Here is a 14,139-nt window from a genome sequence, read left to right on the forward strand (position 1 = left end):
ACCAACCCTTCATGACTTCAGCGACCGCTGAAAGAAAAGCGAGTTACGGCATCGCCAGTTGTTTCCGTAAAAGACAAACCAGAGGTTTTGCATAAAGCACTCGCATAGGTTACGAATGCCACTACGAGTGCTTATTTGTATAAGTACTTTCTTGGTTGAGGCTTAGCTCATCTCTATAAGCGGCGTAAACCCCACATTAAATACAAACCGCCAATGAGAGACGCCATAAGCCCTGTTGGTATTTCTTGCGGGTAAAGGACCTGTCGTCCCAACCAATCAGCCAACAACATCACCCCTGCCCCCAGTATCGCGGCGCATAACATGTGTTGTGACGCTTTGTTAAAACCAAATAAGCGAGCTAAATGCGGAGCCAACAACCCAACAAAGCTAATCGGACCAACAACCAATGTCGCACTGACCGTGAGACAAGCAACTAAAAGAAGCAGTATTGCGCGTGAGCGATCAACTCGAACTCCAAGTGCTTTAGAGGAAGCGGCACCGACAGGAAGAATATCTAGCCATCTTACGCAGAGAAAACTCAACCCTATAAAGACAAGCGCAGATAAAGACAATGGGAGTAACGTTTCAACCGAGACATAGTAGGTAGACCCAGACAACCAAGCTAATGCTTGATAACTTCTTGGGTCACCAGTGGCTAGAATAAAGCTCTGTATTGCATTCATCAGTGCGGTAATCGCAATACCAGTCAACAAAATACGCTCCGGCTGAAAGCCTGACTTACGGTTTAGCAGCACAATGACTGATACCGTCGCTAATGCGCCTACGAGCCCGCCTAGAGAAAGAGTGAAAATTGACGAACCAAACCCAGTAAACATCGCGATGATCAATCCCATCGCTGTCCCTGAACTGATACCGATCACTTCAGGACTTGCCATTGGGTTTCCACTTAGGCGTTGAATCATGGTTCCAGCAATCGCCAACATTGCCCCCGCAATTGCTGCTGCAAATAACCTAGGTGCGCGCCATTCCAAAAAAATCCAATTTTGGCTAGCAAATAAGTTTGTCCACCCTTCATTTTGCACAGCAACCGTGGCAAAAAGAACAACAGAAATTAACGTACCGATCAACGCCAATGAGATCGCTTTAGGGTTTAGCTTGTAAACATGTTGACGGTGTCGAGTTAACACTGTTTGAGTATGGCCCTGCGTCTTTTGTGATAAACGAGGTAACAGCCATAACAGTAACGGAGCGCCCAATGCAGCCGTTGCTGCTCCCGTTGGTATAAAACTCGCCATTAGCCCTGGCAGTTGCTGAATAACCAAATCGGTTAAAGTCAATAACATGGCACCAATCAGCATTGATACCCAAAGCTTATGCTGGACTTTATTGATACCTATCAATCGAGTAATCGCTGGCGCCGCTAACCCGATGAAACCGATGATTCCTACGGCAGAAACCACCCAAGAAGTGATTAACACCGCAAGCCCAAGACAGACAAAACGCAACTTAGCTAGCGAGACACCTAAACTCTTGGCACCTTGCTCGGAGAGTTCCAACAGACTTAACGGCTTTGCAATCACAAATGCAACGACCGTAGCAAGTGCGATTCGAGGGGCAAGATACGAGAAATCTCCCCATCCACTCTGAACAAGCGAACCGGCTCCCCATATCATTAACCCATTCAGCTTTTCGGTATTCATCATCAGAATAACCGTACTTAATGATGCAAAGTACAGGTTTATCACTAACCCAGAAACGACGACAACCGTTGGAGATAACGCTCGTCGCCATGACAACAGCATCACCAACCCCATCGATATCACACCGCCGATGAGAGCAACCAAATTAGGCGCGATATCCAACATCCAAGGTGCGAATAGCGTTGCTAACATCAAAGCAAAACTTGAACCGCTCGCTACACCAAGTGTCGTGGGTGAAGCGAGAGGGTTACGCAGCACTTGCTGCATCAATACCCCAGCAACCGCTAATCCAGCACCAGATATAATCGTGGTGAAGACTCGAGGCCACCAGCTAAAGTGAAGTAAAACAGAATCGATAGATTGAAAGTTAGGCTCCCATAAACTGCTTAGAGCTAACGAAAATGAGCTTACTTGGTACAATTGGAAAGCACCAATAGAAAAGGTAAATGCCGAAAGTAACACCACAAAGCTTAAAGGCATCGTTTTCATTGTGTTAACTCCTCGACCTTACTCGCCGTAACTAACTCTGCGAAACGGAGGGCTGAAGGCATAGAACCAAAACTCCAAACGGGCGCGACTTGCATGACCTTTTCACCAGATTGTTGAACAACATATTGCCAAAATGGGTCTTGAGAGAGCTGCTCCGCTCCACCATAAGGTAATGGCTCTACGATAACGATTTGAGCTTTTATGCCAGCTAACTTGTCGATGCCAACTAGGCTGAAGCCCCAGCTATTCGTCTTTTCATTCCATGCATTACTCAGCCCAATCTTTTCGATAGCCTGGGAGTAAAGACTATTTTGACCAAAAACACGTACGTGCTTTGTATCCATAAACTGAATCATTAGAAGTGGCGGCTGGCCTTTATTTATACGCTGTTTTAATAAAGACAAACGTTTTTCATATTGTTGGATAAGCGCCTCTGCTTCCGCCTCTCTTCCCAGCTCTTCACCAAACCTCCGAGTGAAACTGGTAAGTACCGACCAATCCGTAATCCCGCTTTCATATAAGTCAATGGTGGTAACCGGGGCGATATCAACTAAGCGATGCTTCATTGAGGAGAAGTACGGGGCAATAAAAATACGATCAGGTCTGAGCTCGTAAATGCGCTCTATATTGGGTTGAGTTCTTAACCCTACATCCTTCGTTTGAGGTGGTAACGGTGGCGATTTTACCCAAGCATCGTAATCTTGCCCTTGAGCAACGCCTACAGGTACGACCCCTAACGCCAACATCGTTTCAGTTTGTGTCCAATCAACCGACATCACCCGAGGTGATGCGTCAGCTAGTGCTTGAAAAGAACTGACCAAAAGCGCACTAAGTGAGAGAGCGAAAGAGAAATGTTTAAGTCGAGTGTTTGTACTGCTCATTATTCCAACCTTTAGCTTGGCATCGCCACCGGATAACCCGCAGGGTGGTCAGAGATCATCATCTCTATCCCATATATGTCCCTCAACTTAGGTTCAGTAAACACCTGTTCAACATTGCCTTGTGCAATCAAATCACCTTGATGTAATGCAACGATGTAGTCGCAAAATCGTGCAGCCAAGTTGATATCGTGTAATACGATAATAACGCCCAAACCCAGTTCTTGACTGAGTTTAGAGATAAGCTTCAACATATCTACTTGATGGCTGATATCTAGCGCAGACAAAGGCTCATCAAGAAGCAAATACTCGGTTTTTTGGGCTAACAGCATAGCTAGCCACACACGTTGACGCTCTCCTCCAGATAACGTGTCCACTAAGCGATCTGCGTATTTTAGTGTGCCTGTCATCGCCATTGCTTCTTCAACAATGTCGTGATCTTTCTTACTCAAACGTCCAAGTAAACCATGCCATGGATAACGACCAAAACCGACTAAATCTCGACCTAAAATACTGTCGGTCACCGGAAGATGCTGAGGCAAGTAGGCAATATGTTGGGCGAATTTTTTCGCTGAGAGATCGTTAATGCTCGTTCCATGCAGAACCACGTCACCAGCTGTGTATTGCTGTTGCTGTGCCAGCAACTTTAACAATGTGGATTTTCCTGAACCATTGTGTCCAACAAGGGCGTATGTTTTTCCGGGTTCAAATGTCACATCAAACGCTTTTAGCAATGACTTGCCTTCAATCTCAAACTGGAGTGCTTTAGCTTCCAACATCCCTACTTCACCTAATAGCCATTTACGAATAACAGTTATTCAAAGCTCTCATTCGTTGATCACGTTTGCCGTTCTTATTCAACAGAACGATTAATAAGGGAGGTTTTATATAACAACAAAGATACAAATGCAAACCGTTGTCATTATCATTACATAAACAAGATCATTGAGAGAATTGCTAAGTGTTAGTGATAATTTGCTCTGCTGAACTTCATTAGTAAATTATAGGCAGGTCAACGAGAGCAGCGGTCTCCCACTGCTCTCGCATAAATTTGAACGAATACTGCAGCGTATGAAGAAATGAAAAATGCCGCAGTGAATACATTAATGACGAGCGTCAGCGCCAAACTCTACTTCTTTATAGATATCGGCCAGCGACTTTTTACCTTGTTTATCTTTGGCTGAACGCTTTTTCTTAGTTTGATAATGGTATTCTTGCTCCTGAAGTGCTTGTTCGTGCTCTTTTGCTGACTCAACAAACTCAGGATTTGCAAGTGCTTGTTGGCGTAAGCGGTTTACTCTTTCAAGGGTTTCCCACAACATACTTCACCTCCAAACTTGTTACTGTATATAAAAACAGTATTGTTTAAATATTCCTCCTCGTCAACATTTCAACTTTGTTACTGCTCTTCACATTAACCCCAAGCCTGTATAGTGCTCGGGATATTTGTGGATGATTTGCTTTATATAACCTTGATGCTCTCGCAGAGCATCAACACATTCTCGAGATAACCACCCCTGATATACCCATTTTTCAAGTTCTAACAATGCGTATGGGATGGACCACGCTTGTCTATACGGATGGTGCGTTGTCATAAAATCAAAGGCATTCGCGGCAGCCGTAATTTGGGCGACTATTGGTATATCATCATTGGTTAAACCATACGGATAACCAGTGCCATTTAAATTTTCGTACTGATAAATAATCATCTGCAAAAACAAAGTCACACTCGGGTGAACCGGATTTCCGATACGGGCAACTATGTCATCCGCTGAATCGATACAACGCTCAATATGTTGAATCAATATCGCCTCTTGTTCTTGAGAGTAATTTGTTCGGCGGCTAGCAATTTCAACTGGCAGCTGACTATCACCGAGCGCATGGAACTGAGCAAAAATACCAATATCTTCGACCATTTCGTCATTCAGGTGATAACGATCCGCTAACTGCGTTGCGATAATTTGACTGTAGTACTTCATGCGTTTGGTATGCGCGTAATACTCAGGTGAATAGCCTGGCATCATACATTGCATTCGGTTCGCTAGCGTTTCTATCGCATTGACTACTTGAGTTTCTGATTCAACCGCAAATCGAATCATTTCGAAATAAGGTTTAAGACCATTCAGCGCTTCTAAACTAAACGCATCACGTTGAGTGGAGTTCAAAAATACAAAACCAGTAAAAGCTTTATTGTCATAACAAGGAATAGCAGCCGACGACTGATATCCGTGTTTGAGTAAAATTTGAACCCGAGGACAGTGATTAATATCATGAAGGTCTTCGACGATACGAGGAACCGCGTTTTTAGAGGCAATATTGAGGTGGTGGAGTTTACGGAATGCTGATTCGTGATGGGCTAGACACCAAGTGTCGAACTCACTTTCTGCAAATGATTTGAGCACATCTTGGTCTGGGTGATATTTTGCAAATGACACCCTATCAATACATGGCAAGTGCGCCTGCATCCTGCCTTTTAGCGTTTGCAGTTGCTCGTTAAGCGGTTTTGCAAACGGGTAAAAACTCCGGTGCGCCATGCTTCACCTCCACACCAAAGCAGAGAAACAAGAAAAGCTCATTGTGTTGCAAATTCAATGGTATTTTGAGCGGTTTTCTCCACTTAAACTATCGATATACCACAACTTAAGTGTACGAAATAAAAGCACATTTCTACCAATTTTTTCACCGGATATCTTACGGTAATTTGATCCAGATTAAAAAAGCCAACGAGCAAAACTCGTTGGCTTAACAATACTGATTGATTACGATGGATTCAGTAACTAGAGGTTATTCAAAGAACGTTCTGAACAACTAGCCTAGAGCAGGAAGCACACCCAGCGTAATTAACACCTGAGCGAATACGATGCCAGTGCCAGCGATGCCCGTTATCACTAGCGCACCATGACCACCTGCGACGCGGTACTCCCCAGTAAAATCATCCGATTTACGAACCTTGATCACCATAACCAAAGGCAAAAAGATGGCTAAAATCGCTAAGGCAATCGCTGCATAGCCCAAAGCCATAATAAAGCCTTGAGGATAGAAAAGTGCGAAGCCTAGCGGTGGAGTAAACGTCACTAGTGCCGCAATCAAACGATTAGGCTTATCGTTACTTCCTTTGATGGTATCACCCAAAAATTCGAATAGACCCAAACTCACGCCAAGGAACGATGTCAACAATGCCAAGTCAGCAAACACACCAACAATGCTACCCAAATTTGATTGGTGTACTGTCTGAGATAGTTGACCAATCAGTGCGCTCAACCCTCCGTTCTCAACAAGCGTACTTTGGCTAACCACACCCAACGTCACGATTTGCCAAAAGATATAAATAACGAGTGGAATCGTCGAACCAATAATAACGGCTTTGCGTAAAGAAGAAGTGTCACCGTCTAAGTAATTCACAATTGCAGGTATACTTCCGTGGAAACCAAACGAAGTAAAGATCACCGGAATCGCCGCTACAACAAGGCCTTGTTCGATTGGCATACTTAACAAGTAAGATTCCGTAACGTTTGGAGCAAGAAAAGAAAGCACCGCAACCATCGCAATGAGCTTCATCGCGAACAGAACTCGGTTTACTTTATCGACCGTACCGGTACCCACTGTCACAACTAAAGTCACAATCAAGGTAAAGATTATCGTTGATGTAGGCCCTGAAATATCGAGGTCAAACCATTGTGCAAGGCGGTCTCCGAACTGAGCACCACCGCCAGCGATATACGCTGCACATAATGAGTAGAAAAGAAACAACATCGCAAAACTTGCCACCCACTTGCCTTTTTGACCTAGGATCTGTTTCGCCAAAGTATGAAGTGTAGCACTACTCTCCGCATGTTGATGAAGCTCAAGCATAAGCAAGGCAGTGAAAGCCATCAGAGCCCATAAACCTAGCATGATGATAATAGAAGTTGAAAAACCAATGCCGGCAGAGGCAAGTGGAAGCGCTAGCATACCAGCGCCTATTGTAGTGCCCGCAATAATTAGCGTACTACCGAATACTTTAGAACGACTCATTGTATATTAATCTTTACAATTTATTAGAAATTATCAGTATTAGATCGGGCAACGGCGGACCGAAACCAACACCATATTTGTATTGCCGTCGATATTGTAGGATCTTTAGCAGAAGATCAAGCAAAGTGTAAGGATAAAAAACCACACATGTAAACTATAACTTACACCTTACTGATATTTAACAATAACTGTGTGCATTCTTCCCTGTTCATGAACTTGGGAACAGGGTAATTCCAGTGCGCCTCTTTCAGAATTAAATCAACAAGCGCATCAGCATCTTCACGTTGAATGAGCGCACTGGTTTGCTCAATATCAATAGTTGAAAACAAGGACTCCAGATTCGCCAAAAAATGCTGAGCACTTGCGTTACCTAACTGCCCCTCGGCCGTCAACTTATCGAGCTTTCTTAGTTGAGGCTCAATCTCTGATAATGAAAAGCGCAGCACAGGCAACAAGGCTAATCCGTTTGCCATACCATGAGGTATTCCATATCTCGCACCGAATGTGTGAGCAAAGGCATGAACATAACCCAAACTCGCTTTGGTAAATGCTAAACCCGCGTAATAGGATGCCATAGCCATTTTATGACGAGCTTCGACATCATCCCCTTGCATCACAGCCCTAGGAAGATATTTAAAAATGAGTTTAATAGCGGCAACCGAATAAGCCATCGTTTCTTGAGTAGCGTTTTTCGATACATAGGCCTCAATAGCGTGGGTTAATGCATCAACGCCAGTATCAGCCGTGATCTTAGGAGGTAAACCAATCATTAAATTCGCATCTAAAGCTGCCATTAGTGGCACCAACTTTGGATCCATTAAAGGGGTTTTAATGTGTGAGGAGGGATCTGACACGACCGCAGCGATAGTAACTTCACTTCCGGTTCCAGCCGTTGTTGGAATAGCAAAAAGCGGCGCTGGCATTCGCCATACCTTCAATAGTCCAGCTAATTTTTTTATTGGCCGTTTATTGGTAACTTTCGCAGCGATGACTTTTGCACAATCCATTGCAGAGCCGCCACCCAAAGCTAATATGCCCTCACAATGAAAACGATGATAAGCCTCTAGACCGCTCTCAACCTGATCATAGGTAGGATCGGGCTTAACTTGCGAGAAAACATCTAACTGTAAATCGAGTTGTGCTGCTGCCTCAAGCACCTTATCTACAATACCGACTTGGACTAACCCTTCGTCGGTAACTAACAAAACGCGTTTAAATCCCAGCTCGGTCATCGATTCTAATAGCTCATTCATCGAACCAGGGCCGGAAAACAAGGTTGGTCTCGGCATAGGAAGGATATGGGCTGCAATTTTTAACCCAGCGGTGTAACTCCGGTATAAACGATGCTTCAACATACGAAATCCTTTTCATTTAGAGCTATCATTCTAGCTACTTTTACTACCTATGCTTACTTTGCAATCACACATTTTCAATAAACTTATCTCACTAAAAGGGCTAGCATCACTGGGAAACCGTACCATTTTATTATCTTTCCTCAACGACATGAGCTACAGAGAAAATGTTTTCAACGACGCTCTATTGTCATGTAGTTAACAAGCTTCTTTCCCTATTACTCTGTTAGTTACAGAACGAGCCTCGAAGAAGTCTTCTTATTTTTTGCCTTCAAAAGCAACAATATGAATTCTGTTAATCACACATCAATACCGTGTGTCTCTGGTTGAGCCCGAGCACGATTTACAAAAATAAAAATAAGAATGCGTTACATCATGATTTATTGTCGTTTTCAAATAAGTCAACAAGAGCAACAATAATCTTTCAAAACTTATACTTAGTTCAAATATCTGACTCTTAACCATGAGCTTCAGGTGATATTATTATGCAACTAGGATTATTATCCCGCCCATAATCAAAACTATGTCTAAACGCCCACCTTTTTGGGGTCTATTCGCTGTCGTACCCAATTTTTCCTATCACCTTCTGATTTGGGTTTAGCGTGGGCTAATTAGCAATGTCGGTATAAACCATGAATCATTCTTGCCATTCCCATACGGACATGGGCTTTGAAGTCGATCTGAAACAAGCACTTATCTGGGTTGCTCGAGCACTCGACTATGTAGGTGTTGATGATACGCACCATAGCCACCGTGTCGCTTACATCGCTTACCAATGTGCTCGGGTCATGAACTGGGAACCAGAAAAAGCGGAGTTTTGCTACTTCGCAGGGATGATCCACGATTGTGGGGTCTCCGAAACACAAGAACATAAAATGTTACTTGAGGAGTTGGTGCCACAAGATGTAAAAACACATTGCTTAAGAGGATACCGAAGCCTCAAGCAGTGTCGTTTGTTGCGTCAGTTTGCGACACCTGTTCTTTACCACCATACACATTGGAGTGAACTAAAATATCTTGATTTACCGCCTTTTGAAAAAGAGGTCGCTGCCCTACTCTATTTAGCCGATCGTCTCGATTTTATGCGTTCCAAATACGTCATGAACTGCCACTGTGACATTGTCACACTTCATGAAGAACTAATTGCAGAATGCATCATGGCAAACGCTGGAACTTTGTTTAATCCAGACATGGCTAAGGCAATGGTTAAGCTCGTTATGACCGACGCATTTTGGTTCGCGATGGAGTCTGAAAATATAGAAACCATCGGATTAAACTTTAAAAGCATTGATTGGCTTCAAAAACAGCTCACCATCCAAGATATGAATAGTTTGGGCATGTTTATCGCTCGAATTGTTGACGCAAAAAGCCCATTTACTTATCAACATTCGCAAAAAGTGGCGGAGTTATCTCGGTATCTAGCCATCAAGCTTGGGTTCTGTGAGCACGACCAAGAGATGTTATTTATTGCTGGGTTGGTGCATGATATCGGAAAGTTAAAAACACCAGATGAGATTCTTCATAAAGAAGGCTCTCTTAATAAACAAGAGTATACGCGTATTAAACGCCATACAATTGATACTCAGCTCGCATTACACAAAGTGTTTCCCAACGCTAAAATAGCGGAGTGGGCCTCTAATCATCACGAGCGTTTGGACGGTTCTGGCTATCCTTATCATAAAACAGGAGACGAACTCGATGTACCATCACGTATTGTCGCGGTTGCCGATGTTTTTCAAGCTCTGTCTCAGGACCGTCCCTACCGAGGACGAATGGCTCAAGCACAAATCGCCGCGATTATGGGCGAGCAAGTCGCTAAACAAGAACTTTGTTCTGACGTCTATGCAGTGCTAGAGCGAAACATGACCGAGTGTTACGAGCTATCAACTAATGTTTAATCGATAAAGGGCGTATCTACGCCCTATGCTGATTTTGTGCAGGTTGCAAACCAATCATTTTGCAATATCAAGTACATTGTCTCGCACACCATTGATTCTGAACCAACCTGCAATACTGAAACGCTCAGCATTGGTCGGTAAAACCTCATGCGGGAATTGCTCAGATAAGAATAAAAGTAAGCGTCCTGATTGAGGAGGGATGGTAGCTATCTTATTATCATTTAGATCGTAAACCACCAATTCACCTGCATCCTTTTCCGTCCAAGATTCGTTCATGTAAAAAACGGTTGTCAATCGACGGTTTTCATTGCCCTTAAAACAATCTAGATGCTTTTGGTAGAAATCCCCTTCCTCGTACTTGGCAAAGTGAGCTTCATACTCAAAAAGTCCCAGAAACAAGTGACGGTTCACTTCTTGGCGTATTTCTTCCATCTTATCTAAGTAAGAAGTAACCGCGTGCCCCATATTGGGCGATAACCATTGAATTTTGTCACTTCGAATTGACTCAATACGAGTCACATCGTCATTACGACCAATACGCGCTTTTTTCCAGTTACTTGGAATGCAGTCTCGTAATTGAGCCACTTCTTGTTCAGAAAGAAAATCATCCCAGATGTAGTAGCCATGGGTTGCTAACGCATCGATCATTTTATCCATTATTGCCGTTCACTCATATTAGTTGGGCGGTCTATATAAAAAATCTTCAACCCCACAACAAATGCGATTTTTTGTCGAAACGACAACAAAATAAAAAGAGAGTAAAAATAGGTGATGACGAATATAAAAATGCCGCTCATATAAGCGGCAATATCTTTTATTATTGACGAGCTTCTAATCTCGTTGGATGAACTCGCAACGGACTAAGACGTTTAATAGTCGGGCGTTGTTTGTTTTTTAACTGGATATGACAAAGTTCCAGAATTAAGCCGAATGCCATCGCAAAGTACACATAACCTTTGTTGATATGAATTTCGAAGCCTTCTGCCATCAATAAACCACCTAACAAAACGAGGAATAACAAAGCAAGTGTCTTAAAACCAGGGTAACACGACACCAGGTTATTGATTTTTTCGGCTGTCATGACCATCACGATAGCAGACGAAACAATCGCTGCGACCATAAGTGGGACATCACTTGTCAAACCAACGGCGGTTATCACCGAGTCCATCGAGAATACAGCATCCACGGCAACAATCTGCAACAGAACTACCGTTAAACCAGTACGGGCGTGAGTTGAGTGAGCCGACTCGTTGTGATTTAACCAACTCCACAACTCTTTCAGGCTTTTAGCCAAGAGGAATGCACCACCCGCAATCATGATGACGTCTCTTCCGGTAAGCGCATGGTTCGCCAAAGAAAATAGCGGTTGAGTCAGTTGCATGATCCAAGAGATTGAAAACACTAAACCAATACGAGCAATAACAGCAAGACCAATACCAAGGTTTCTTGCCAGCTTACGTTGGTGCAGCGGCAGTCTTTCACATAAGACAGAGATAAAAACGACGTTATCAACGCCTAAGACAACTTCAAGCGCAAACAAAGTGGCGAAAATAGCCCAAGCTTCTGGTTGCATAAAAAGTTCTAGCATGAGCATGTCTCCAATAATAAGAAGACATATGGTGAAGGGTTTTGTCGACTAAAGGGGTCGTCCATTAATTATTTATACCTTTGTTACTGAGGGATCATGAGTAAATCACCAAACAATCAACAAAACAATATCTATTTTAATTAACAAGGAACAAGTTTAATTCGTGTACAAATCAATCAACTCCTCCAAATTGATTAAAATTACATAGAAGCTTTAGAATTGAATAAATGAAAGCATTAAAGTCCAACAAAACTAAGATAAATTTCTAGACTTATAAGCACCATCAATCCTTATGCAACCCATTAAATGCATTGAGCTCAAAGAGAAACAGGCGTGTTTCCGAGATAAACAATAGTAAAAATTTGTTTCATGCTGATATACTGCCAAAAATCATAAGAAACCATGCTATTTATGGACTACATTGCTCTTTCGCGTATAAGCCTTAAACATCTAACTGTTTTACATATGTTGTTAACCACTCACAGCGTCACACTTGCGGCAGAACGCTTGTGTGTAACACCATCGAGCGTCAGTAAAACGCTCGGACAGTTGCGCGAAACGCTAAAGGATGACCTTTTTTACCGTGATGGCACTCGCTTAGTGCCGACAGCATTTGCGCTACATATAGGCCCGTCAATCCATGGCATACTCTCCAGTATGAATGGGTTATTACATCAAGGCTCTTTTAATCCGGCTTACTATCAAGGTAGTTTTTCATTAGCAATGCGTGAAAGTTCATTTGAGCTCTTTGCGCCAGTTCTACAGCACTTGTCCCAGCAACTGAGCAATCACGCGCACTTGAATGTCCATGCGAAAGAGGAAATGAGCTTCGATGCATTAGCAAGAGGTCAAGTAGATTTTTTGTTGCTTCCTCACGATCTCAGCCAACCACCCACACAAAATAAAGACTTGGTCTGGAAAACCATTTTGAAAGACGAAATGGTTTGCTTAATGAGAGCATCGAACCCACTCGCTGAGCAACCCTTATCTGTTGAAAGTTACCTTTGTGCAAGACACATCGGTATTCATGATAAAGATCTGTCACAACCTTATTTTGAGCAAAATCTCACCCAAAGGCATTCAAAACGAAACTTGGCCATGCGTGTAGCCGACTTTGGTTCAGCTGCGGTGATGTGTCAGCACTCGGATTACTTGTTCACATGCTCCAAGCTTTGGGCAAGAGCGGCAATGCAAGCAAAAGGTTTGGTAGAGCAAGCTCTTCCATTCGATTACGGGCAAGTAGCCTACAGCCTCGTTTGGAACAAAGCGAGCTTAAACGATCCCGCTTTAAAATGGTTACAGCAACAATTACTCGACGCCTGCGCCATGTTAGATGCCTGTGATGCGTAAGCATAGATAAACAACGGTACTACGTGAGTACTGTCGGCACTGTGATAGGGTTACTCACGTAGCATCGAAGCTCTGATTTTAAGCGTTCGATATCATGATGAGAGCACATATCCCAAGTTAACGCCTCCCCCACTACTCCGTGATGCTGAAAGGCATTTAAACGGATAAGCACCGATTCAGGAAGAGTACTCAAGTAACGTCCAATTGCTACGATTTCTATATCTAAATCACTTTTTTGGGGAATATGCAGTAAGCGGACCTCGTACAATTTTTCGTGCTCAACAAGGTACTGAAGGGTTTTAAATACACGATGATTATCACGCCCAGTTAGCCACTGATGCGTCTCCGTCTGCCACGCTTTCAAATCGATCATTGCGCCATCCAGAAAAGGTAGAATACGCTGCCAACCAGCAACCGCTAAAGAACCGTTACTGTCGATGAAACAAGAGAGGTGCCGTAATTCAGGATCTTGTTTTATCCCTTTAAACAGCTCAATAATGAAAGGAAGTTGTAAGGTAGATTCCCCACCGGATACAGTAACACCACTGATGAAAAAGCGATGTTTGCGTATCAAATCGAGCATTGTTACTACAGAGTAGTCAGTAATTTTTGGAGTAGATTGGTTCTGACATATCTCTATACAATGATCGCAGTGGGTGCACTCCTCTTTAAGCCAAACAACGTTGTTGTTTTCGTCGAACTTCAATGCGCCTGCTGAACATTCACTCACACACTCACCACAATGATTACAATGGTTTATCGTGTGAGGATTGTGGCAGTTCAAACACTGATAGTTACAACCCTGTAGAAAGATGACTAGACGATTTCCTGGCCCATCAACACAAGAGAAAGGAAGGATACGAGTGACTTTTGCCAAAAGGCTTCCACTTCGTCTAGACATCTTGTTCT

General features: G+C 43.2%; 12 protein-coding genes. 2 read left to right on the plus strand and 10 right to left on the minus strand.

What is annotated here, in order from left to right; translation table 11 throughout:
• Window positions 1-173: 173 nt before the first annotated feature.
• From fhuB to R7E47_RS17900, 7 genes are all read right to left on the minus strand, one after another.
• Window positions 174-2,150 carry a Fe(3+)-hydroxamate ABC transporter permease FhuB gene (gene fhuB / locus R7E47_RS17870; protein ID WP_213877527.1) on the minus strand — a complete coding sequence of 659 codons (1,977 nt, stop codon included), beginning with the start codon at window positions 2,148-2,150 and terminating at the stop codon, window positions 174-176.
• Complete coding sequence (locus tag R7E47_RS17875; protein WP_005377718.1) at window positions 2,147-3,031, minus strand: iron-siderophore ABC transporter substrate-binding protein; 885 nt, start codon at window positions 3,029-3,031, stop codon at window positions 2,147-2,149. The genes fhuB and R7E47_RS17875 overlap by 4 nt, the downstream gene beginning before the upstream one ends.
• Window positions 3,032-3,042: 11 nt before the next feature.
• Window positions 3,043-3,807 (minus strand): ABC transporter ATP-binding protein, encoded by a 765-nt coding sequence (locus R7E47_RS17880; RefSeq protein WP_005389081.1) that lies wholly within the window; start codon window positions 3,805-3,807, stop codon window positions 3,043-3,045.
• A 324-nt stretch (window positions 3,808-4,131) separates the two neighbouring features.
• Window positions 4,132-4,350, minus strand: a complete 219-nt coding sequence (locus R7E47_RS17885) for a hypothetical protein (protein WP_005377723.1) — start codon at window positions 4,348-4,350, stop codon at window positions 4,132-4,134.
• An 87-nt stretch (window positions 4,351-4,437) separates the two neighbouring features.
• Entirely contained in the window at window positions 4,438-5,562 is a 1,125-nt protein-coding gene (locus tag R7E47_RS17890) for an HD-GYP domain-containing protein (RefSeq protein ID WP_115385952.1), read from the minus strand.
• Between the two features lie 274 nt (window positions 5,563-5,836).
• Window positions 5,837-7,042, minus strand: a complete 1,206-nt coding sequence (locus tag R7E47_RS17895; protein WP_158156337.1) for an aromatic amino acid transport family protein — start codon at window positions 7,040-7,042, stop codon at window positions 5,837-5,839.
• A gap of 161 nt (window positions 7,043-7,203) precedes the next feature.
• On the minus strand, window positions 7,204-8,397 hold the full coding sequence (locus tag R7E47_RS17900) for an iron-containing alcohol dehydrogenase (protein WP_258658989.1): 1,194 nt from the start codon (window positions 8,395-8,397) through the stop codon (window positions 7,204-7,206).
• Between the two features lie 629 nt (window positions 8,398-9,026).
• On the opposite strand from R7E47_RS17900, the gene R7E47_RS17905 reads away from it, so the two are divergent.
• Window positions 9,027-10,292, plus strand: a complete 1,266-nt coding sequence (locus tag R7E47_RS17905) for an HD domain-containing phosphohydrolase (protein ID WP_025766702.1) — start codon at window positions 9,027-9,029, stop codon at window positions 10,290-10,292.
• 54 nt (window positions 10,293-10,346) lie between these two features.
• On the opposite strand, the gene R7E47_RS17910 is transcribed toward R7E47_RS17905, so the two are convergent.
• Together R7E47_RS17910 and R7E47_RS17915 are read right to left on the minus strand one after the other, a co-directional pair.
• The gene (locus tag R7E47_RS17910) at window positions 10,347-10,949 is read right to left on the minus strand and encodes a 2OG-Fe(II) oxygenase (RefSeq protein ID WP_005377733.1); all 603 of its coding nucleotides are present in this window, start codon (window positions 10,947-10,949) and stop codon (window positions 10,347-10,349) included.
• Window positions 10,950-11,109: 160 nt separating this feature from the next.
• Complete coding sequence (locus R7E47_RS17915; RefSeq protein WP_104979134.1) at window positions 11,110-11,880, minus strand: TerC family protein; 771 nt, start codon at window positions 11,878-11,880, stop codon at window positions 11,110-11,112.
• Between the two features lie 411 nt (window positions 11,881-12,291).
• On the opposite strand from R7E47_RS17915, the gene R7E47_RS17920 reads away from it, so the two are divergent.
• Window positions 12,292-13,230, plus strand: a complete 939-nt coding sequence (locus R7E47_RS17920) for a LysR family transcriptional regulator (protein WP_005377737.1) — start codon at window positions 12,292-12,294, stop codon at window positions 13,228-13,230.
• 19 nt (window positions 13,231-13,249) lie between these two features.
• On the opposite strand, the gene R7E47_RS17925 is transcribed toward R7E47_RS17920, so the two are convergent.
• Window positions 13,250-14,131, minus strand: a complete 882-nt coding sequence (locus R7E47_RS17925) for a YjjW family glycine radical enzyme activase (protein WP_225472886.1) — start codon at window positions 14,129-14,131, stop codon at window positions 13,250-13,252.
• Window positions 14,132-14,139: the final 8 nt, after the last annotated feature.

The organism is Vibrio sp. Vb1026 (assembly GCF_033338745.1).
GTDB classification, from domain to species: domain Bacteria; phylum Pseudomonadota; class Gammaproteobacteria; order Enterobacterales; family Vibrionaceae; genus Vibrio; species Vibrio alginolyticus.